Source organism: Streptomyces sp. CB01201 (genome assembly GCF_002803085.1).
Classification (GTDB): domain Bacteria; phylum Actinomycetota; class Actinomycetes; order Streptomycetales; family Streptomycetaceae; genus Streptomyces; species Streptomyces hundungensis.
In genome coordinates this window covers 150,049-171,020 of the sequence record NZ_NNBJ01000015.1, presented here as the reverse complement: position 1 = coordinate 171,020, position 20,972 = coordinate 150,049, and the positions used below count along the sequence as shown (strand labels likewise).

The 20,972-nt window shown below is 73.0% G+C and carries 14 protein-coding genes; 3 read left to right on the top strand and 11 right to left on the bottom strand.

Going from position 1 to position 20,972, the window contains the following annotated elements; translation table 11 throughout:
* Window positions 1–244 precede the first annotated feature (244 nt).
* Window positions 245–1,537: a PspC domain-containing protein gene (locus CG740_RS28810; RefSeq protein ID WP_100578188.1), complete on the top strand. Its 1,293-nt coding sequence runs from the start codon at window positions 245–247 to the stop codon at window positions 1,535–1,537.
* Entirely contained in the window at window positions 1,524–1,790 is a 267-nt protein-coding gene (locus CG740_RS28805; protein WP_100578187.1) for a hypothetical protein, read from the top strand. The genes CG740_RS28810 and CG740_RS28805 overlap by 14 nt, the downstream gene beginning before the upstream one ends.
* Here CG740_RS28805 and CG740_RS28800 read toward each other — a convergent pair.
* The 4 genes from CG740_RS28800 to guaA form a co-directional block, all read right to left on the bottom strand.
* Window positions 1,694–2,209, bottom strand: coding sequence for a DoxX family protein (locus CG740_RS28800; protein WP_100578186.1), 516 nt, complete (start codon window positions 2,207–2,209; stop codon window positions 1,694–1,696). The two genes, CG740_RS28805 and CG740_RS28800, sit on opposite strands and share 97 nt — an antisense overlap.
* 100 nt (window positions 2,210–2,309) lie before the next feature.
* Window positions 2,310–3,554: a hypothetical protein gene (locus tag CG740_RS28795; protein ID WP_100578185.1), complete on the bottom strand. Its 1,245-nt coding sequence runs from the start codon at window positions 3,552–3,554 to the stop codon at window positions 2,310–2,312.
* Between the two features lie 121 nt (window positions 3,555–3,675).
* Entirely contained in the window at window positions 3,676–4,464 is a 789-nt protein-coding gene (locus CG740_RS28790; RefSeq protein WP_100578184.1) for a class II aldolase/adducin family protein, read from the bottom strand.
* Between the two features lie 152 nt (window positions 4,465–4,616).
* Window positions 4,617–6,206 carry a glutamine-hydrolyzing GMP synthase gene (guaA, locus tag CG740_RS28785; protein WP_100578183.1) on the bottom strand — a complete coding sequence of 530 codons (1,590 nt, stop codon included), beginning with the start codon at window positions 6,204–6,206 and terminating at the stop codon, window positions 4,617–4,619.
* 311 nt (window positions 6,207–6,517) lie between these two features.
* Between guaA and CG740_RS28780 the strand changes: the two genes are divergently transcribed.
* The gene (locus CG740_RS28780; RefSeq protein ID WP_199846603.1) at window positions 6,518–6,805 is read left to right on the top strand and encodes a chorismate mutase; all 288 of its coding nucleotides are present in this window, start codon (window positions 6,518–6,520) and stop codon (window positions 6,803–6,805) included.
* Window positions 6,806–7,413: 608 nt separating this feature from the next.
* On the opposite strand, the gene CG740_RS28775 is transcribed toward CG740_RS28780, so the two are convergent.
* The 7 genes from CG740_RS28775 to CG740_RS28745 all read right to left on the bottom strand — a co-directional run bounded on the left by CG740_RS28775 (window position 7,414) and on the right by CG740_RS28745 (window position 20,879).
* Window positions 7,414–8,625 (bottom strand): hypothetical protein, encoded by a 1,212-nt coding sequence (locus CG740_RS28775; RefSeq protein ID WP_100578181.1) that lies wholly within the window; start codon window positions 8,623–8,625, stop codon window positions 7,414–7,416.
* A 364-nt stretch (window positions 8,626–8,989) separates the two neighbouring features.
* Entirely contained in the window at window positions 8,990–10,795 is a 1,806-nt protein-coding gene (locus CG740_RS28770) for a GMC family oxidoreductase (RefSeq protein ID WP_100578180.1), read from the bottom strand.
* 73 nt (window positions 10,796–10,868) lie between these two features.
* Window positions 10,869–12,497, bottom strand: coding sequence for a succinic semialdehyde dehydrogenase (locus CG740_RS28765; RefSeq protein WP_100578179.1), 1,629 nt, complete (start codon window positions 12,495–12,497; stop codon window positions 10,869–10,871).
* A gap of 179 nt (window positions 12,498–12,676) precedes the next feature.
* Window positions 12,677–14,368, bottom strand: a complete 1,692-nt coding sequence (locus CG740_RS28760; protein ID WP_100578178.1) for a serine/threonine-protein kinase — start codon at window positions 14,366–14,368, stop codon at window positions 12,677–12,679.
* A 78-nt stretch (window positions 14,369–14,446) separates the two neighbouring features.
* A complete protein-coding gene (locus CG740_RS28755; protein ID WP_234376530.1) occupies window positions 14,447–15,985 on the bottom strand; it encodes a serine/threonine-protein kinase in 1,539 nt (512 codons plus the stop codon).
* Window positions 15,986–16,193: 208 nt separating this feature from the next.
* Entirely contained in the window at window positions 16,194–17,873 is a 1,680-nt protein-coding gene (locus tag CG740_RS28750) for a serine/threonine-protein kinase (protein WP_267895427.1), read from the bottom strand.
* Window positions 17,874–18,074: 201 nt separating this feature from the next.
* Complete coding sequence (locus CG740_RS28745) at window positions 18,075–20,879, bottom strand: protein kinase (RefSeq protein ID WP_100578227.1); 2,805 nt, start codon at window positions 20,877–20,879, stop codon at window positions 18,075–18,077.
* Window positions 20,880–20,972 lie beyond the last annotated feature (93 nt).

Genomic DNA, 20,972 nt, shown 5'->3' with positions numbered 1-20,972 from the left:
CGATCGTCACACGAGCACGGACCCGCGGGCATCAGGGTTGGCCCCCAGGCTTCCCTGAGGACAGCCCCCCTCGCGCGGGGGAGCCACCCTCCCCCGCGCGAGGCACCGGCTCACCCCCTCGGGGTCGAAATCAGGGTGAGGCCAGGGTCGGGGCGGGTGCCGTGGGGCGTACGGGCCCGTCACCATGTAGGTATGAGCACGCCGACCCAGGTGTCCGTATGAGCACGCCAGCCGAGGTGTCCGTATGAGCACGCCGACCGAGACGCCCCTGGCGCCACCCGACCCGGCCCCCGAGGCCGCGCAGTTGCGCCGCAGCGGCCAGAACAAGGTCATCGGCGGAGTCTGCGGCGGCCTCGGCCGGTACTGCGACATCGACCCGGTGATCTTCCGGATCGCGCTCGGCGTGCTCTCCGTGACCGGCGGGCTCGGCCTCGTCTTCTACGGATTCGCCTGGCTGATCGTGCCGCTGGAGGGCGAGGACGAGAACGAGGCCCGGCGGCTGCTCACGGGCCGGGTCGAGGGCGCGGCCCTGGTCGCCGTCCTGATGGCGCTCGCGGGCTGCGGAATCTTCCTCACCATGCTGCGCAACGGCGAGGTGCTGACGTTCGCGGTCCTGCTCGCGCTGCTGCTCGGGGGCGCCGCCGTCTGGTCGCAGCGCCGCTCGACCACCCCGCCCGACACCCCGCTCGATCCGGTCGCGGCCCAGGCCGTCGCGGACGCACCGCCGGAGACGAAGGCGCCGCCCGCGCCCTCGCCGCCCTCCTGGTGGCGGGACCCGATCGTCAAGGACGGCACCACCGGGCCGGTCGCCGGCGGCTATCTGTGGGGCCCGGCGGACACGGACGCCCCGCCGGCGGGCAAGGCGGCGCGCAAGGCCGCGCGGCCCGCCGCGTGCGCCGACCGGGGGCCGCGACGCATCGGCGGGCTCCTCTTCTTCCTCGCCCTGCTCGCCTTCGGCGCCGGGCTCGGCGCCCGCTGGGGCCACCAGCCGCTCGGCACCGGCCTGGAGACCGGCTTCGCCGCGGCGCTCGGGGTGTTCGCGCTCGGCCTGGTCGTCAGCTCGTTCCTGGGCCGCACCGGCTTCGGCACGGTGTTCCTCGCGGTGCTCACCGCGGCCCTGCTCGCGGGCTCGGCCGCGCTGCCGAAGACCATCGACGCGCACTGGGTGCGGACGGACTGGACGCCCACCGCGATCGGCGGGGTGCGGCCGGACTACGAGCTGGGGAGCGGCGTCGCCACCCTGGACCTGAGCCGGGTCGCCGTGCCGCCGGGCCGGACGCTGACGACCGGGGCGACGGTCGGCGCGGGCCGCGCCAAGGTGGTCGTACCGAAGGACGTGACCGTGAAGGTGAGCTTCGACATGGGAGTCGGTGACATCCAGTTGCCCGGCGAGGGTGGGAACCACATCCAGGTACGGCCGGGCGAGAAGCGGACGGCCACGCTCGCGCCGCCGGCCGGCGCCGAGCCGGCCGGCACGCTGGAACTGCACCTCAAGGTCGGCGTCGGACAGGCGGAGGTGGACCGTGCCGCGTCATGAGTTCCGCCCCGGCCGCCTGGTCGCCGGGCTCGCCCTCGGTGCCGTGGCCGTCCTGTTCGCGGGGGACGCGGCCGGGCGCTGGAACACGCCCTCGCCCGTGGTGATCCCGCTGGTCTGCGGCGGCCTCGGCATCGCCTCGCTGGTGAGCTGGATCGACTACGGGGTGCGCAAGCGCCGCCGCCTCGCGAGGAACGCGTCCGCGGACAGCAGGGGCGTCCCGGCCAGTACGAGCGGGAGCCAGGCCATCAAGTAGGCCAGGTCGTTGCCGTAGTAGTACGGGGTGGTCTGCCAGCTCACCGTGAGCCACAGGGAGAGCGAGATGAGGGCGCCGCCCAGTGCGGCGAGCCGCCCGAACAGGCCGAGCAGGGTGCCGATCCCGACGGCCAGCTCGCCGAACGCGATGGCGTAGCCGAACCCCGAGGGGCTCTTCAGGGCGAGGTCCACCAGGGCGGGGATCGCGGAACTGTCCCGCACCCCGTGCATCAGCTCCCCGATGGAGCCGGCGCCGCTCGCGTGGAAGAACGCGCTGTCCGTGAGCTTGTCGAGGCCCGCGTAGATGAACGTCACGCCGAGGAAGATCCGCAGCGGCAGCAGCGCGTAGGTGCGGGCCGTGGCCCGCCGACCGCCCGCGCCCTCGTCCACCCCCGCCCTGGTCACGTACCCATGTGCCATGGCTGATCCCGCCTCCATCCGATTGGCCTGTCACCAGACGATACGGACGGGGGGAACGCCTGTCTCAATCCCACTCCGGTCAGCCGGGCGGGATCGGCCCCTACTCCGCGACCTCCACGAGCACCGCGTTCGTCTCGACCCCTGCCGCCGTCACCACCCGGACCTCCACCCGCCCCGGCTCGACGTCCACCGGCACCGGCACCGTGAGCACCCCGTCCGCCGGGTTCGCGAAGCCGCCCGGCACCGGGATCAGCGGGACGTGGACGTGGACCGCGCCGATGCGCACCGCCACGCGGGCGAGCCGGTCCGGGGTGCCGGCACCCGGCGGGACGAAACCGGCGCCCCGGATCTCGATGTCGTCCCCGGTACGGATGGGCGCGTCCAGGTCCCCCGCCTCCCGGGCCCGCACGACGGAGTGCACGACGGGCCGGGCACCCTCCGCGCACTTCCCGGTCAGGTACGTCGCGGCGGAGACGAGCACCAGCGCCGCCAACCCCCAGGGCAGATCGGGGAGTTGATCGGGGCGGCGGGCCAGGCGCACCGCCGCGAAGAGGATGGCGACCAGGGTCGACGCGACGTACTGCGCGTCCGCGAAGCTGCCCCGCCCCGCGTCGTCGGTCACGAGGTCGGCGCCGCGCGGCCGGTCGGCCCGCAGCTTCTGAAGGCGCCGGCCCCGAATGCGTGACGTCACCACCAGGCGGGCCACCACCGCGATCACCGAGGTGGCGGACAGGACCGCCAACAGGCCGCTGCAGTGGGCCAGTTGGAGACCTTTCAGGACCTGCTCGCGCTCGGCGGGATCGGCGGCTGCGGCCAGCCGCAGGGCGAGGACCAGCGTCGCGAAGACCGCGAACAGGGCCCAGGCCGCCGCGACCGCCCGCGAGGTCGAGAGGCGGTTGTCCTCGCCGAGCAGGGGCGCCAGGAGCCCGCCGTGCGCGCGGTGCGCATGCGCCGCCGCGGTCGCCGGGGCCGCCACGGCGAGGGCGGCCAGCAGTCCCGCGGTGCGGGCGGGCGTCCAGCCCGCGCCGATCGCGGTCGCCGACGCGGCCAGCGAGAGCGTCACCACGCCGCCCCAGACCGTGCCGAGAGTGCCCCACCAGACCCGCTCGGGCCAGACCCGGCCCGCTTCCCGGCCGCGTTCGGCGACCGCTCTCGCGGACTGGGTCAGCTCGTCGGACACCCACTGGCGCGACGCCCCGACGGAGTGGGCGAGCACGGCCGGCAGCCCCTCGCCCGCGGCGAGTCCGTCCCGCTTGGCGAGGAACTCCGCCACCGCGCGCCGGTGCCCGTCGCGCGCGCCGTGCACGCAGTCACCTCCGCATTGCCGAGCCTCCTGCACTGCCACCGGGCACTCCGTCCCTACGCCACATCCCTTGAACCGTCAGGGAATTGTCGCGCACCGAGACCGCCCCAAGACCGGCGCTGCCCGGCCCGAAGGGTGATTGACGCACCATCAAATTGACGTACTACGACAGAAGTTCGGGCTCCGCGCGACTGATCTGCCGCCACAGCGGCTGGTAGTTGATCCACGCCACGAGATCACTGCCGAGCTGGTCACGGGTGGCCACCGCGTCCCGCCGGTCGATGAGCACCGGCTTGCCGGCCGCCCGCGCCGCGAGCTGCACCTTCGCGCACCGCTCCATCGAGATGAACCACCAGGCCGCCGCGTCCACCGAGTCCCCGACGGTGAGCAGCCCGTGGTTGCGCAGCACGACGGCCTTGTGCGAGGCGAGCGCCGCGGCGATCCGCCGGCTCTCCTCGGCGTCCACGATCACCCCGGTGTAGGCGTCGTACACCGCGTGGTCCTCGAAGAAGGCGCAGGCCTCCTGCGTGTACGGCTCGACGAAGTCGCCGAGCGCCGCGAGCGCCCTGCCGTACGTGGAGTGGGTGTGGACGACGGCGACGGCGTCCGGGCGGGCCCGGTGCACCTGGGCGTGCACGGTGAACGCGGCCTGGTTGACATGGTGACCGCCCTGGACGACCTGGCCCTCCCCGTTGACCAGGACCAGCTCGCCCGCGGTGACGTGCGCGAACGGCACCCCGAACGGGTTCACCCAGTAGCAGTCGGCCAACTCCGGGTCGCGCGCGGTGACATGGCCCGACACGCCTTCCTCGTACCCGAACCGGGCGAAGAGTCTCAGCGCGCCCGCGAGCCGCTCCTTGCGGTGCTGCCGCTCCTGGGCGGGGTCGTCGTGCACGGGTGGCAGATCGAACCGCAGCTGGTCCACGGGTATCGGCTCGGGCATCTCAGTCATGGCCGGAAGCTACCTCGCGTTACCGCAGGTGAACAGAGTCGTGCGGGCGTCGGTGACAACGGCGGCGGGCGGCGCCCGCACCCGGGCCAACGGCGACGGCGCCGCCCCCCGGTACGGGGACGACGCCGTCGCCTTCGCTGAGCCGGTGGGAACTACTCCCACTCGATGGTGCCCGGGGGCTTGCTCGTCACGTCGAGGACGACGCGGTTGACGTCGGCGACCTCGTTGGTGATGCGGGTGGAGATCTTCGCGAGCACGTCGTACGGCATCCGCGTCCAGTCCGCCGTCATGGCGTCCTCGGAGGAGACCGGGCGCAGCACGATCGGGTGGCCGTAGGTGCGGCCGTCGCCCTGCACGCCCACCGAGCGCACGTCGGCGAGCAGCACGACCGGGCACTGCCAGATCTCGCGGTCCAGGCCCGCCGCGGTCAGCTCCTCGCGGGCGATCGCGTCGGCCTCGCGCAGCAGGTCCAGACGCTCCTTGGTGACCTCGCCGACGATGCGGATGCCGAGGCCGGGGCCGGGGAAGGGCTGGCGCTGGACGATCTCGTCGGGCAGGCCGAGCTCCTGGCCGACCATGCGGACCTCGTCCTTGAACAGCTTGCGCAGCGGCTCGACGAGCTCGAACTCGATGTCGTCGGGCAGACCGCCCACGTTGTGGTGCGACTTGATGTTCGCGGTGCCGGTGCCGCCGCCGGACTCGACGACGTCCGGGTACAGGGTGCCCTGCACGAGGAAGGCGACCTCGGGGCCGTCCTCCTGGAGGATCTCCAGCTGGGCCTGCTCGAAGACGCGGATGAACTCGCGGCCGATGATCTTCCGCTTGGTCTCCGGGTCGGAGACCCCGGCGAGCGCGGTGAGGAATCGCTCCTGCGCGTCGACGACCTTCAGCTGGACGCCGGTGGCGGCCACGAAGTCCTTCTCGACCTGCTCGGTCTCGCCCTTGCGCATCAGGCCGTGGTCGACGTACACGCAGGTCAGCTGGGAGCCGATGGCCTTCTGGACGAGGGCCGCGGCGACCGCGGAGTCCACGCCGCCAGACAGGCCGCAGATCGCGCGCTTGGTGCCGACCTGCTCGCGGATCAGGGCGACCTGCTCCTCGACGACGTTGTGCGTCGTCCACGTCGGCTCGATGCCGGCGCCGCGGTAGAGGAAGTGCTCCAGGATCTGCTGGCCGTGCGTGGAGTGCAGCACCTCGGGGTGGTACTGGACGCCGTAGAGCTTCTTCTCGTCGTTCTCGAAGGCGGCGACGGGGACGACGTCCGTGGAGGCCGTGACCGTGAAGCCCTCGGGGGCGGCCGAGCAGGCGTCGCCGTGCGACATCCACACCGACTGCTCGGCCGGGGTGCCCTCGAAGAGGGTGGAGCCCTGCTGGGAGACCGTCAGCGGGGTGCGGCCGTACTCGCGGGCGCCGTTGTCGTCGACCGTGCCGCCGAGCGTGGTCGCCATCAGCTGGAAGCCGTAGCACATGCCGAAGACCGGCACCCCGGCCTCGAAGATCGCGCGGTCCAGGCGCGGGGCGCCCTCGGCGTACACGGAGGACGGGCCGCCGGAGAGGATGATCGCCTTGGGGTTCTTGGCCAGCATCTCGGCCACCGGCATGCTGCTCGGGACGATCTCGCTGTAGACCCGGGCCTCGCGGACGCGGCGGGCGATGAGCTGGGCGTACTGCGCGCCGAAGTCGACAACCAGGACGACGTCCGGGTTGCTGTCGGGCGCGGCTGCGGAGGGTGCTGCTGGCACGGGTGGCGGCCTTCCGGCGGTGGGAGGGGGTCGGTTTTGTCGATTCTACCGGGGCGCGCGGGTCCGGCTTCGTCTCACCATCCGAACCCGGATTGGCCCGCTTCCCGGGCGTCGGTCCATACTGTCGGCATGCGCAAGCACCAGACCTTCGTCTTTACCTATGGCACCCGGCCCGCCGGGCGCCATGGTCGTGCTGCTTGAGCAACTGACAAGCGACTTCCACTGAGCGCCCCGGGCCGACAAGGCCCGGGGCGCTCAGTGGTTTCCGGTCCTTGCCGATCCGGGGCGCGCATCCCTCCCGAGGAGCCCCCATGAGCATCTCCGTCACCGAGAAGACCGGCGCCCGCACCGACGAGGCCGCCGCGGTGATCACCGGAGCGCGCGAGCGCATCGACGCGCTCGACGACCGCATCATCGGTCTCGTCCAGGAACGCATGGCCGTCTCGGCGGTCATCCAGGAGTCCCGCATCGCCTCCGGCGGCCGCCGGGTCAACCTGAACCGCGAGATGGAGGTCCTGACGCACTTCAGCGACGCGCTCGGCAAGCCCGGCACCGCCCTCGCGATGACGCTCCTGGAGCTGTGCCGGGGCCGTATCTGAGTTCGGGCGCTCCTCACCCGTACGGCGCCGTGACCGGGTCCGGCCCGGCTTCGTTGGTGGGGTGTCCGTGCCAGCCAGGGGCGGGCCCGAAAAAACCACGCGTGGCTCCGCTGGGGCGTGTGACGCATCGCAAGTGCGTCGTGGGACCTCGCCCCGGTGTGTGTGACCGGACGGCAGGGGACAGCAGCCCGGTCACCCCATAAGGGCGGTCGGTTCCGGGGACGCCCGGGGCCGGCCGCATCCGGTCGAAACGGTTGCGCCGGGCGCGGCCCATCCAGCACGATGCAGAGACAAGTCCCTTACCCCGTACACCCGTTGCCATTGGTCGACACCACTCGCGCGCCCCGCACGCGCCGGGGCGGCCACCTGGCGCCCGCACCAGTCCAGCGGCGCACCCCCCGGCGCCGCCCCCCGCGGCACCGACGCTGCCCTGACGTCGGTGCTGACGGCCCAGGGCCCCGCAGGCCGCCCGTACACACCCCGTACGGGCCGAACCGCGGGGCCCTTCGCCTGCGTCAGGGGCGACGCGGCAGAGGGTTCCAGGAGCGCGCGTTCAAGCGCGGGCTCATCAGAACTCCCTTTCCTGATAAGGGCGTTGGCGTTCTCGCTCAGGTGCGCGTCACGGTCCCGCAGCCCTCCGAGCGGTCCGCGTCCAGGGGCTTGTGCCGGTCGTACGGGTCGAGCGGGGAGCCGCTCGGGGACGGGCCCGAGGGGGTTTCGTCGGCGAACCCGGGGGTCAGGTAGCCGTCGTAGAGGTCGCACTGCGAGTTGCCGATGCTCTCGTCGTAGGAGACGAGCCAGAGCTTCCCCGGGGTGGAGCGCACGCGGGACGGGTCGGAGACCTGGACGTCGAGGACACGGCGGACGATCGTGCGGGCCACCTCCGTCGAGCCGGGCGCGGCCTTCACCAGCGGGTAGACGAAGGTGTAGTCGGCGTGCACGACGACCTCGCCGTCGGACCCCTTGTCGAACGTCATGCGGCCGCGGGTCTTGACCACGTCACCGACGAGCTTGACCTTCTTCGGGTCGAAACGGGAGAAGAGGGTCAGCGGATCGTTGCCCTTGTCCGGCTTGACCAGACCGGTGTTGAGCCGGTCGAGGACCTCCTTCTCCAGCGGATCGATGAGGGCGAGCGCGGCCTCCGGGCGCTCGCCGCGCAGGGTGGCCGGGGACAGGTTCGACTCGACCAGGAGGGTGCGGGTGGCGGCCAGGGCCGCGGCCACCCGCTCCTTGGAGAGGCCGCCGAGCGCGGTGGCGTCGGGCAGCTCGATGCCGGCGGCGCCGTCCGCGTACTGCACCGCGGGCGAGCCGCGGAACGGCTCCTTCAGGGTGGGCCGGTCCGGGTCGAAGGAGGGCGGCGCGCCGGTCGGGGCCGCGGTCTCCGCCGGGAGCGGGGCGACGGCGGTGCCGTCCGAGCCGTCGCCGCCGGTCACCACGGACAGCGCCCGGGACGGATTGAGGGCCACCATCAGGACGCCCGCGGCGAGGAAGACGCCGAGCACGCCCCACATCCGGCGCTTGCGTGCGGCCCGCCCGTTCATCTCCTGCCAGGCCGGACCGGTCCGCCAGCCCGCCGGCTCGGCGGGGCGGCCCTTGGTCCTGCCCCCGCGCCTGCCCGTGCGGCCACGGGCCCCGGCGGCCCCGGCCGCCTCCTGCTCCTTGCGCAGCCGGTCGGTCACCATCCGGGCCCGGGCCGAGGGCTCCTTGGGCGCGGACGCCCGGATGTCCAGCTCGGTGTCGCGGATGAACCGGTCCCAGACGTCGTCCGGCACCGAGTCGTCACCCGACGACTCCTTCGAGACCGGCGGCTTCTCGCTCACTTCTGATGACCCCTTTTGACATGCACTGGGCGGCACACGCCGCGGCAGCGGTTCGACCCGTGGAGCGGGCCGATGGTTGCCGCACAAAAGGAGTGGTGTGGATCACATAAGGATTTCGTGAAGGCTGGACAACCATTCACAGGAGCCACAGGTCATGCATGTGGAACCAACAGCCCCGTCCGCGTTCCGTTTCCGCCGACGGGGCTCCACCAGGTCTCCGCATACGTGAGAGGCGCTGCACTCGGAGGGGGGTGCAGCGCCTCTGGCGTGTCCGGCCGGCTTTCGATTGCTTGTGTGATCGTTTGCGTAAGCGATCACCCACGGCTCATCGACGGCCCTGATCCGCCGGGACGGTCCGCGCGGCTCACTCCCCCGGCTTCGGCGGGACCGCCGGCATGCCCAGGAACGGGAGCTTGAGCGCGCCGAACGCCTCCGCCGGGACCGCCGGGGACTTCGGCTCGACCGGGGCGAGCCGGACATAGGCCGCGCCCGACGCCGGGCGGAGGTCGGCCTCGCCCTTGTTGGGCCACAGCGACATCGCGCGCTCGGCCTGTGCGGTGATCGTCAGGGACGGGTTCACGCCGAGGTTCGCCGAGACCGCCGCGCCGTCCACGACCGAGATGCCGGGGTGTCCGTACAGCCGGTGGTACGGGTCGATCACGCCGGTCTCGGCCGAGTCGCCGATCGGGCAGCCGCCCAGGAAGTGCGCGGTGAGCGGGGTGCCCATCAGCTCGCCCACGTTCGACCCCGCGAAGCCGTTGATCTCCGCGGCGATCGCCGTGGCGCCGTCGGTGGCCGCCCGGATCTGCTTCGGATTGGGCGCGCCGTGGCCCTGCTCAGCGGTCAGCAGGCCCTTGCCGACGCCGTCCGGCTTGAGATGCGTGGTGAGCGAATTGTCGAGCGACTGCATGACCAGGCCGATGATCGTCCGCTCGGACCAGCGGTGGTTGCTGATCGAACGTGCGAGGAGCAGCGGGTGCTTGGCCGCGTTGCCGAGCCAGTTGCGTACCCGGTTGACGCCGTAGGGCACCTGGAGGATCGACATGCTGCCCATCGCGTTCGAGCCCTTGCCGTAGCGGACCGGCTCGATGTGGGTGTTCTCGTCCGGATGGATCGAGGAGGTGATGGCGACGCCCCGGGTGAAGTCGACGTCGGCCGCACCGTGCCGGCTGCGGTAGCGGCGGCTGGTGGTCTGGGCTCCGACGAGCGCCTCGGAGTTGGTGCGGGTCAGCTCGCCCAACCGCTTCGAGATGTACGGGAGTTGACCGCTCGCCTTCATGCGGTGGAGCAGGGTCTGGGTGCCGTAGGTACCGGCCGCGATGACGACGCGTCGGGCGGTGAACAGCCGGCCCGGGGCGTCCTTGCGGTCGGTGGGCAGGGTGGCGACGGCATGGCCGCCGCGCGAGTCGTCGGTCACCGAGACCACGGTCGTCATGGGGTGGACCACGGCGCCCGCCTTCTCGGCGAGGTAGAGGTAGTTCTCGTTCAGGGTGTTCTTCGCCCCGTGCCGGCACCCCGTCATGCACTCGCCGCATTCGGTGCACGCGCTGCGCGAGGGGCCCGCACCACCGAAGTAGGGGTCGTCAACAGCCTTACCGGGCTTGGCCTTTGACGCACCGTCACCGTCCTGGCCGTCGCCGAAGAAGACCCCGACCGGCGCCATGTGGAAGGTGTCGCCGACGCCCATGCGCTGGGCCGCGGCCTTGAGGTGGACGTCGGAGGGCGTCATCGTCGGGTTGAGCCGCACCCCGAGCATCCGCCGCGCCTGGTCGTAGTAGGGCGCCAGCTCGTCCTGCCAGTCGGTGATGTCCCTCCACTGCGGGTCGTCGAAGAACTGCTTCGGCGGGACGTACAGGGTGTTGGCGTAGTTGAGCGAGCCGCCGCCGACCCCCGCGCCCCCGAGCACCATCACATTGCCGAGCAGATGGATGCGCTGGATGCCGTACAGGCCGAGCCTGGGCGCCCACAGGTAGTTCTTGATGTCCCAGGAGTTCTTGGGCAGCGTGGCCCGGGTGAAGCGGCGGCCCGCCTCCAGGACGGCTACCCGGTAGCCCTTCTCGGTCAGCCGCAGTGCCGTCACCGAGCCGCCGAAGCCCGAGCCGACCACGACGACGTCGTAGTCGTATCCGCCGTCCTCGTCCGGATTCTGGGCAGGGGGTACCTGGGACATGGCTCTCCTCGTGCACGGGGGGGGGCGGTGGTGCGGGGCGGGTTTCCTGGCGAGGTCGGGGCGGACTCGGGAGCTAGCGCAGGCGCAGTGCCTTCATGGCCTTGAGGCTGCGGGTCATGAAGGCGGCATACTTCTCGTCGTCCATGCCGAAGGAGGGGGCCAGCGGGATGAGCCGCTGCTGGGCGACGGTCTGGGCCTCGGTGTACTTGAGGATGCCCTCGGAGCCGTGCCGGCGGCCGAGGCCCGAGTCCTTCATGCCGCCCATCGGCGACTGGACGCTGCCGTAGGCGGGGGCATAGCCCTCGTTGATGTTCACCGTGCCGGTGCCGAGCCGGGCCGCGACCTCGTGGCCGCGCCTGGAATCCTTGGTCCACACCGAGGAGTTGAGGCCGTAGGGGGTGGCGTTGGCGCGCTCGATCACCTCGCCCTCGTCCGTGAAGCGGTAGACGGAGACGACCGGGCCGAAGGTCTCCTCGGTGCACACGGCCATCGGCGCCTCGACGCCGTCCAGGATGGTGGGCTCGTAGAAGAGCGGGCCGATGTCGGGGCGGGCCACGCCGCCCGCGATGAGCCTCGCCCCCTTGGCGACGGCCTCCTCGACATGCCGGGTGACGGTCTCCAGCTGGCGCTCGCCGACCAGGGAGCCCATGTCGGCGCCGTACGCGAGTGAGCGGCCGAGCCGCATCGCCTTCGTCCGTGCGGCGAATCGCTCAAGAAAGGCGTCGGCGATCGATTCATGAACGTACAGCCGCTCGATCGAGATGCAGAGCTGGCCGGCCGAGGAGAAGCAGGCGCGGACCGCGCCCGCGGCCGCCTTCTCCACATCGGCGTCATGGAGCACGAGCATGGCGTTCTTGCCGCCCAACTCCAGTGATACGCCGACCAGTCGGGCCGCCGCGCCCTGGGCGACCTCGCGGCCGGTGCGGGTCGAGCCGGTGAAGGAGACGTAGTCGGCGTGCCGGACGACCTCGGGGCCGACCACCGGGCCCTCGCCGAGCACGACCTGGAAGACCTCGGCCGGCAGGCCCGCCTCGATCAGCAGATCGCGTGCCCACAGGGCGGTGAGCGCGGTCTCGGTGTCGGGCTTCATCACGACGGCGTTGCCCGAGACGAACGCGGGCAGCGCGTCGCCCACCGACAGTTCCAGCGGGTAGTTCCAGGGCGCGATCTGCCCCACCACCCCGCGTGGCTGGCGCAGTTCGGTGACCTTGGTCAGGGTGGGCACGACGCCGGTGTGGCGCTTCGGCTTCAGATAGGCCGGTGCCTTGCGCCCGTAGTGGCGGGCGGCGACGGCGACGGCCTGCACCTCTTCGTGCGCGTGCAGCCGGGCCTTGCCGGTCTCCAGCTGGATCAGGTCGAGCACCTCGGCCTGCCGGGCCAGGACCAGGTCGTGGAAGCGGAGCAGCACGGCGGCGCGGGCACGGACCGGCGTCGCGGCCCAGGAGCGCTGCGCGGCGCGGGCCCGCGCGAAGGCGTCGGCGACGTCCTCGGGGGTGGACTCGGGCAGGTCGGCCAGCTTCTCACCGGTGAACGGCGTGTGGTTGGCGGTCCGCCCGGACCCGGCCACGCCCCGGGTCAGCTGGGCGACGAGCTGGCCCGTGACCACATCGGTGGCGGTCCGCGCACCGGCTGGTGCCGGGGCGACCGGGTTGGTCCCGGCGGGCGTGCGGGTGGTCGTGGGCGAGGCCTGCGAGTCCGTCATGCGCCGAGCGTATGCCCGCCGGAGCACTTTCGGTACCCGTCGGTAACAGCTTTTCAGGACCCCGGAAACCGCGCCAGCGATCACTGGCTGAATAACTGCTGATCAGCGGGTTACGCGTACCGGAGCACGCCGGATGCACGCCGGAGGCGCGAGGGCTTCCTCATCGTGGATCTTTCGGCCTAGAGATCGTGGATCTCGAAACCGTCCGCGACCCGGTCGAACAGCGCCTCGCCGTCCACGGCCGCCCGGCCCGCCGCCGGCATCGACACCCGCAGCCGCCAGTAGCCGGAGCCCTTACCGGGCACGAGCAGCTCGTGGTAGCGGTAGCGGGTCGGATGCGGCTTGGAGACCTCCGCGTTGGGGGTGTATTCGGTGACGATGTCGTACGCCTTCGTGCCCTGGTGCCGGGCGTCGGTGGTGGTCACCTCGGCCCGGGTGAACTCGATGCCGTTCCTGCCGCCCTTCTCGTAGTACGCCTTCCAGGCCGCCGGGTCCGCGGGAAGCGTCTGGTGCGTGGTGTCGGTGGCCGGGTCGGGCCGGTCGGCGTAGATCTGGAACACGGCGCTCGGATCGTCGTAGGTGACGCTGTCCCCGGCACTGCTCTGGGTGCGCGCGTACTCGTCGGGGACCGTCAGGTCCGCGTGCAGCACCTCGTTCTCGGGCCGCACCTGCCAGCCGGCCGGAAGCCCGCCGCCGCCGAACGGATTCGCCAGGAGCAGGACGAGCGCGACCGCCACCGCCAGCGCCCCGCCCCCGAGCCCGAACCGCGCCCCGCGGCTGCTCGCCAGGACCGGCGGCACCCAGCGGCTGCCGACCGCCGGGGCCGGGGCCCGGGGGTCCGGCCGGGTGGCCGCCGCCGGGTCCGGCGCCGGGTCGGCGACCGCTTCCAGGGCCGCGCGGATCTCGGCGGCGCTCGGCCGGGCCGCCGGGTCCTTGCGCAGCAACCGCATGACGAGGGCGCCGAACGCTCCGGAGCCACGGGCGGGCACCTGGGGTTCGGCCGAGAGCACCGCCTGGAGGGTGGCCGCAGCGTTGCTGCGCCGATAGGGCGACATGCCCTCGACCGCCGCGTACAGGACGACGCCGAGCGACCACAGATCGGACTCGGGTCCGGGCCGCCGGCCCAACACCCTTTCCGGGGCGATGAATTCGGGTGAGCCGACGAAGGCACCGGTCTCGGTCAGGCCCTGCTCGCCCTCGACCTGGGCGATGCCGAAGTCGGTCAGCACGACGCGGTCGCCGCGGCCGAGGAGCACGTTGTCCGGTTTGACGTCCCGGTGCAGGACACCCGCCTCGTGCGCCGCCGTGAGCGCGCCGAGCACCGCGAGCCCCGTCCGGGCCGCCTCGCGGACGTCGAGGGTGCCCTCCTGGAGCCGGTCGGCGAGCGACTGGCCGCGCACCAGCTCCATCACGATCCAGGGCTTGCCGTCCTCCATGACGACGTCGTGCACGGTGACCACGCCGGGGTGGTCGATGCGGGCGGCGGCGCGCGCCTCGCGCCGCATGCGCAGATATACATGCGCGCGATCGCGCTCCCCCAAGTGGTCCGGAACGCGTGGCTCCTTGACCGCGACGTCCCGTTCGACCACCTCGTCATGGGCCCGCCACACGGTGCCCATGCCGCCGTGCCCGAGCCGGCCGACGAGACGGTAGCGCCCGCCGAGCAGCCGGCCGGTGCCGTCGGCTGACTGCTGCCGCGTCGGCTCGTAGCCGTCCGGCCCGGCCGGCGGTGTCCGCCGTTGCGCCGGCTCCGGCACCGTCCGCTGGTGCGTCGGCTCCGCCACCGTCTGCTGGTGCGGCACCGGAGCGGGCTCCGGGGGCCGCAAGGCGTAGCTGGTGGGCTCGTCGGCCCCTCCCCCATCGTCAATCATGCCCACATCCTGACGAACACCGGTCCCGGCTGCCACTTCCGGCCGGACACGGATGCACAGCCGTGACGGAGAACCGCGTCAAGGCCCCGGGACGAACGAGTCCAGGGCGGTGTCGAAGGTGCGCTTCGCCTCGTCGAGGCGGCCGAGGGGGGCCGAGACCCACACGTCGTACATCCGGCCCGAGTCGTCCCAGGACACGTCGTAGGTGTGGCGGGGGCCCTCCGCCCTGGTGAAGCCGTTCCAGGTGAACTCCCACAGGGCCGCGTCGCGTCCGTGGTGGGTGGTCGCGGTGACCTTGGCGTCGCGGTAACCGGGGTTGGTGGTGGCCCCGTTGGCGGCGGACTGGCGCATGACGCCGAGCGGCCCGCCGGACACGGCGTTCTGGGTCCGGATGCCGACCCGCAGGGCGCCGCCCGGCGACATGTAGAACACGCGCTGGGCGTCGGTGCTGCGGGTGTAGCCGTCGGGCAGGACGATCCCGAAGCCGTCCGGGTCGCGGACGAAGTGGAATCCGTCGGGCACCGGCGGCGGCGCCTGACGCGGAGGCGGGGGCGGTGGCGGCGGAGGCGGCCGCCAGGACGCGACGGGCGGGGCCGCGGTCCGCGCCGCACGCTCGGCCGCGTGCCGGTGCCCCCCGCCCCCGCCGAGCGCGAACACCGCGACGGCCGCGCCCGCCCCGGCGAGCACGATCACCAGGGCGGCCCCCACCAGGATGCGGCGGGCTCCCCAGGGTCGGGCGGCGGGGCTCGGCGGGGCGACCGGGGGCGCGGGGACGGCATCGGCCGGGGTCACCGCGCCGGCCGGGGGCGGCGGCGACTCGACCCGCTCGGTCGGCACGTAGCGCGGTCGCGAGCCGCTGCCCCCGTCGGCGAAGGCCCGCAGCAGCGACTCCGCCTCGGTCGCGCCGAGCCGCTGCTTGGGATCGCGCTCCAACAGGCCGTGCACGACGGGCAGCAGGGGACCCGCGGCCCGGGGCGGACGGATCTCGTCGAGTACGACGGCGTGCAGGACCCCGCCCAACGAGTCGCGGTGGAAGGGGGATTCACCGGTCAGGGCCGCGCACAGGAGCGCACCGAGCGACCACAGGTCCGACTCGGGTCCGGCGCCGGCGCCCTGCATCCGCTCGGGTGCCGTGTACTCGGGCGAGCCGACGAACGCGCCCTCCTCGCTGATCGTGGAGGTGCCCGGCACCTGCGCGATGCCGAAGTCCGTGAGCACGACGCGTCCGCCCTCCTCCTCGATGAGGACGTTCGCGGGCTTGAGGTCGCGGTGCAGTACCCCCCGGGCATGCGCGGTCGCGAGCGCGCCGAGCAGGGCGACCCCGATGCGCGCGGCCTCCTGGACCCCGACGGGTCCGGCCGAGGCGAGCCGGTCGGCGAGCGAACCGCCGTCGACGAGCTCCATCACGATGTACGAACGCCGGGCCCCCGGGGGCCCCTCGGGGGCGGGCTCCTGGACGACGTCGTGGACGACGATCACATGCGGGTGCTTGATCTGGGCGACCGCGCGGGCCTCGCGCAGCGCCGCGGTCGCGGGCACGCCGCTGTCGGGGTGCAGTTCCTTGACGGCCACATGGCGACCGAGCAGCTCGTCGTGCGCCCGCCACACCGTGCCCATCCCGCCCCGGCCGAGCCGCCCGACGAGCCGGTAACGTCCGGCCACCAGACGGGAGTTGAGGCGCCCCTGACGGTCCTGGGGTTCTTTCGGATCCTGCTCCGCTGTGGGCACCGGGCCCCCCTCGATCTCCCCCGCACACCTGCAAGGGCCCATCATGCCGCACCCCGGGCGGCTCCGGCGGCGTTCGCCGCGGGCGGGAGCGGGCGGATCAGCCCGCGGTCGAGGAAGGGGGCTGCCAGCCCTGGAGCACCGTGTCGAACTGCTGGCGGGTGGTCGCCCAGTCCTCCTCGGGACCGGACATGTAGAGGGCGTACTCGGGCCTGCCGCCGTCCCCGTAATACATCTGGTCGATGGCGTGCCGCTTGCCCGGGAAGTCCTGCTTCTCCACGTAGGTGAACTCCCAGAGGGACGACTTCACCTGGTCGCGGTAGGTGTTGCTGTGCAGGGTGACGCGCTTGTACTGGGGCAGCCGGTCCTTGAGCGACTTCTCCATGTTGAGCATGTGCATGTACGGGTTCTCGAAGTCGGGCAGCTTGTCGACGCTTATCCGGATGCGGTGCTTGCCGTTGTCCGGGGTGTAGTCGATCTCGTTGCCGTCCAGCTGGCGCTTCCAGCCCTTCGGCACGAGCAGGCTGAAGCCGACCGGGTCCTTGACGCGCTGCCAGCCGGCGGGGACGGAATTGTCGCCCCCGCCCGACGGGTGCCCGGCATCGGGGGTGGTGGGCGTCCGGGAGACGGACGGGGTACCGGAGTTCACGGAACCCGAACTCCCGCCGTGCTCCTGGTACTTCATCACCGCGAACCCGGCGCCCACACCGACCACCGCGGCCAGTGCGACCACGAGCGCGGCGGTCCGCCAGCGGCGCCTGCGCGGCTCCGGGCGGCCGGCCAAGGGCTCCGGCGCGGGCCGCACCGGGGCCGGGGGCGGCAGCGGGGGCGACTGCCTCTCGGTGGGCCCCGTCCGCGAGGCGTCGGCCGAGCGCAGCTCCTGCTCGGACACCTGACGCGTCGGCACATAGGCCTGGGCGGACTTGGCGGCCCGGCCCTCCATCGCCTCCAGGAACATCCGCTCGGCCTCCTCGGCCGAGGGGCGCTCCTCCGGCTTCTTGCGGAGCAGCGCGACGATGACGGGGGCCAGCGCACCGGCCCGGTCCGGCGCGGGGGGCTCCTCGGCGACCACGGCCTGCATGGTGGAGATCGGCGAGTCCCGGCGGAACGGCGACTCGCCCTGCACCGCGGCGTACAGGGTCGCGCCCAGCGACCACAGGTCGGAGGCGGGCCCCGGGTGGCCGCCCTGGACGCGCTCGGGCGCCAGATAGTCGATGGAGCCGACGAGTTCGCCGGTCTTGGTGATGGTGACGTCGCCCTCGATGGCGGCGATCCCGAAGTCCGTGAGCAGCACCTGCCCGTTGCTCGCGATCAGGACGTTGCCGGGCTTCACATCGCGGTGCAGCACCCCTGCGGCGTGCGCGGCGCGCAGCGCGCCGAGGACGTGCAGGCCGATGCGGGCGGCTTCACGGGCGTCGATGCGATGGCCTTCGGCGGCCTTCACGGCGTCGGCGAGCGAGGGCCCGTCGACGTACTGCATCACGATCCAGGGCCGGTTGTCGTGGTCGAGCACGTCGTGCACGGTGACCACGCCGGGGTGAGTGATGCGGGCGGCGGCGCGGGCTTCCTTCTGGGTACGCGCGTGCAGGATCGCCCGGTCGGCCTCGGCCACGTATAGAGCGGCGGTGAGCTCCTTGACGGCGACGGTGCGGTGCAGCACCTCGTCGTGGGCACGCCAGACCTTGCCCATCCCGCCGCGGCCTATCGCGTCGCCGAGCCGATAGCGCCCGGCCAGCAGCAGTCCTGCGCCGGAGCCGTTCGTGCTGTGAGTGTTTTCCACGTCCCCCGCCCGACCAGACTTTCCTTCGGAGCCAGATTACGGAGCGGAATCCGGCCAGGGAACCTTGGGGCACCCAACCGTGACCATACGGGCCCTTGGTCCCGCAGTGATCAGGCCATTCGCCCCGGCACCCCACCGAGCGAATCGGCCGAATCCCGTACAGGCAGGGTGATTTAGGAGACTGCGGAGTGTGACCGACCGTCAGCGGGTGGCCCGATAGGCGCCCGTTGCCTGCCCGAAGATCTCCGTCACCTTGTCACGCTGCGACTCCGGGCCGATGACCTGGACCACGTGATACCGGCCATTGATGATCATGGCGAGATTGCGGACGTACACCTGCCGACCACTGCTGTCACGCCAGGTGAACTGCCCTTCGGCCATGACCTGCTGCCCCACCTGGATGCTCCGGAGGCCGGTGGAAGTGGACCAGCTGGAGTCCCGGAACGGCTGAAGTTCGCGCTCCTTGTCGGCCTGATAGGCCAGCGGGTCCGAGCCGTTGTCCTTCACCGAATCTCTACCGGGAACGACGATCAGCGTGAAGTCACCACCGACATAACGGACTTGCCCGGCGTCGTTCATCGGCTGGCGCTGCCAGCTCCGGTCGACGCCGACCTGGAAGCCCTCCTCGTCCTTGCGCACGACGTACCCCGCGGCCGGAGTGGGGCTGGGACCGCCGGGACCGGTGGTCTGCGTCTGCTGGGAGGGCGGGGTGCCGCGGGGCGTGGGCACGGTGGAGTCGCCGGGCTGTGCGCCCGTCCCCTGCTGCCCGCTCGGGCGGGGCGGGTTGGCGCTGCCGGCGCTCTGCGCGGAGTCGTTCCGGGGCATGAGCAGCACCGCGTACGCGATCGCCCCGGCGAGCAGCAGGAGGATCAGGACGAGCAACCACCGTCCCAGCGATCGCGGTCGGCCGCGCTGCGGGGCGGCCTGGCGGTGGCGATGGCGCCCGTGCTCCACGGACGGGGTGGCGGCCACGGCTGCCGATCGCCTTCTGCGGCGCACCAGTTCGCCCCGGCGGCGCACAATGGGCAGCCGCTTGGCGTCGGGCACCATCAGCGGGGTGATGCGGGCGCCCGCGTCCGGCTCGGGCGCGGAGCGCACCAGGGAGCGCAGCCAGCCGCGCAGTTCCTCGAACTCGGGCCGTTCGGTGGGGTCCTGACGCAGCAGCGACTCGACGACGGGCCGTAGCGGGCCGCACTCCTCGGCGAACGCGGGCGGCTCACCGCAGACCATCTGGACCAGCTCGGCCGCACTGTCCTCGGGGTAGGGGGCGTGGCCCTGCACCGCGCGGAACAGCAGGGCGCCGAGTGCCCACAGGTCGGTGGCGGGGCCGATCGGCGGGGCGAGCCGCCAGTTCTCGTGTATGGGCCCGGCCTGCTCCGGCGCCCAGCGTTCGGTGACCGCGCCGATCACGGCGATCCGGGTGTGCCGGGCGCGCTCGGCGGCCAGCCGGTTGGCCGGGCCGCGATAGGGGGCGGAGCCCGGCTCGGCCGGGGCCTGGCCGCGCTCCGGTGCGGGCGTGCGCTCCCGGGCCGGGACGGGCAGCGGCGCGCTGGGGTGCGGGCGGCGCTGCGAGTCGGCACGGAAGGCGTCGGCGCGGAAGCCGGGGGGCAGCGCGGGAGTTCGGGGCGCGGGCGCATTGGCGGCCGAACCGGCCGATTGGCGGCCGGAGTTGACGGCCGGGGCGTCGTCCCGCTCGCGCGGCCCGCTCGGACCGGCCGCGGCCGGACGTGGCGAGCCCTGCCATTCCTCGGACGGCCCGGGGCCGATCTGGCGCGGGCCCTCCGGCCGCGCTTCGGACTGCCGGGGCGCGGGGCGCGGGACCCAGCGGCCGGTCACCGGGTCGTACTGGCGGCGCGTGCGGCCGGAGTCCGGCCCGTCCTCGTCGGCGTACGGGCTGGCGATGGCACCGTTCGGCACCCGTACGCCGCGCACGGGGTCGTACATGCCCTCGTCAGCCCGGTCGGCGTGCTCGGCGCGGCCGGTGCGGTCGGTCCTGTCGGTGTAGTCGGTCCGGCCGGTGTGATCGGTCCGGCCGGTCCCGTCGCCGTGGTCGGCCTCCGGGTCGGGGCGCTGGGCCGGGAGGGCGGCGTCCGCGGCCGAGCGCGCCGCCGCGGCCCTGGCGCCCGCGCGGTACGCGGCGACGACCCCGGCCCGCGCGGCGGCGCCGGGCGGTACGGCCGGGCCGGGCGGCCCGGGGGACGGCTGCGGGGCGGGCGGCTCGGACCCGTGGGGCGGCTCGGACGGTCCGGGTGAAGTGGCCTGCGGGGCAAGGTCGTTGAAGCCGGGCGGCACCGATGGCGGGAACGGGGGCGGGGCTTCGCCGAAGCCGTTGCCGTCCTGCGGGAACGGCACCGGGGCGTACCCGCACAGCGCCTCCTCGGCGGCGCCCGCCGCCAGGCCGGTCAGCACGACCCGGCCGTCATCGCATATCAACACCGTACGGGCGGTGATGTTGCGATGCGTCCAGCCGTGCGCGTGCAGCACCGCGAGTGCGGTCAGCACATCGGAGGCGACCTCCGCCGCGCGAAAGGGGTTCAGCGGCCGCTCGGCGAGCAGCGCGGAGAGCGGCCGGGCCGCTATCAGTTCGCTGACGATCCACAGCGAGCCGTCCTGCGCGAAGACGTCGAAGACCTGGTCGAGGCGGGGGTGATCGGGGATCTGCGCGGCCGCCTGAGCCGCCTCGACGGCCCGGCGCACATCCGGATCCGCGGGCCGGCGCGTGGTCCGCCCGTAACCGGGCGCGGAACCGTAACCACTGCCGGGCGCGGCACCATGGCCACTGCCGGGCCCGCCCCTCATATAGGCGTCGGGCGTCCCGTACGGGTCATCGACGTCTCCGTCGAGCATCTCGGCATCGACGATCTCGGGCAACGGGATCTGGCGGACCAGGACTTCCTGGCCGCTGTAGGTGTCGAAGGCGCGGGTCTCGATCAGGTCGTAGCCGTCATCAGGGGGCAGCGGCAGCCGAAAGCGGTCGGCGAGCACCCGACCCGCATACTCGTCCACGACGCCTCCCCACAGCGCGCTGTACCCCCGGACCATGGCCCTCGGCACCGCACAACACGCCAATTCCGGTCGATTACCGGCCCATTGTGGCTG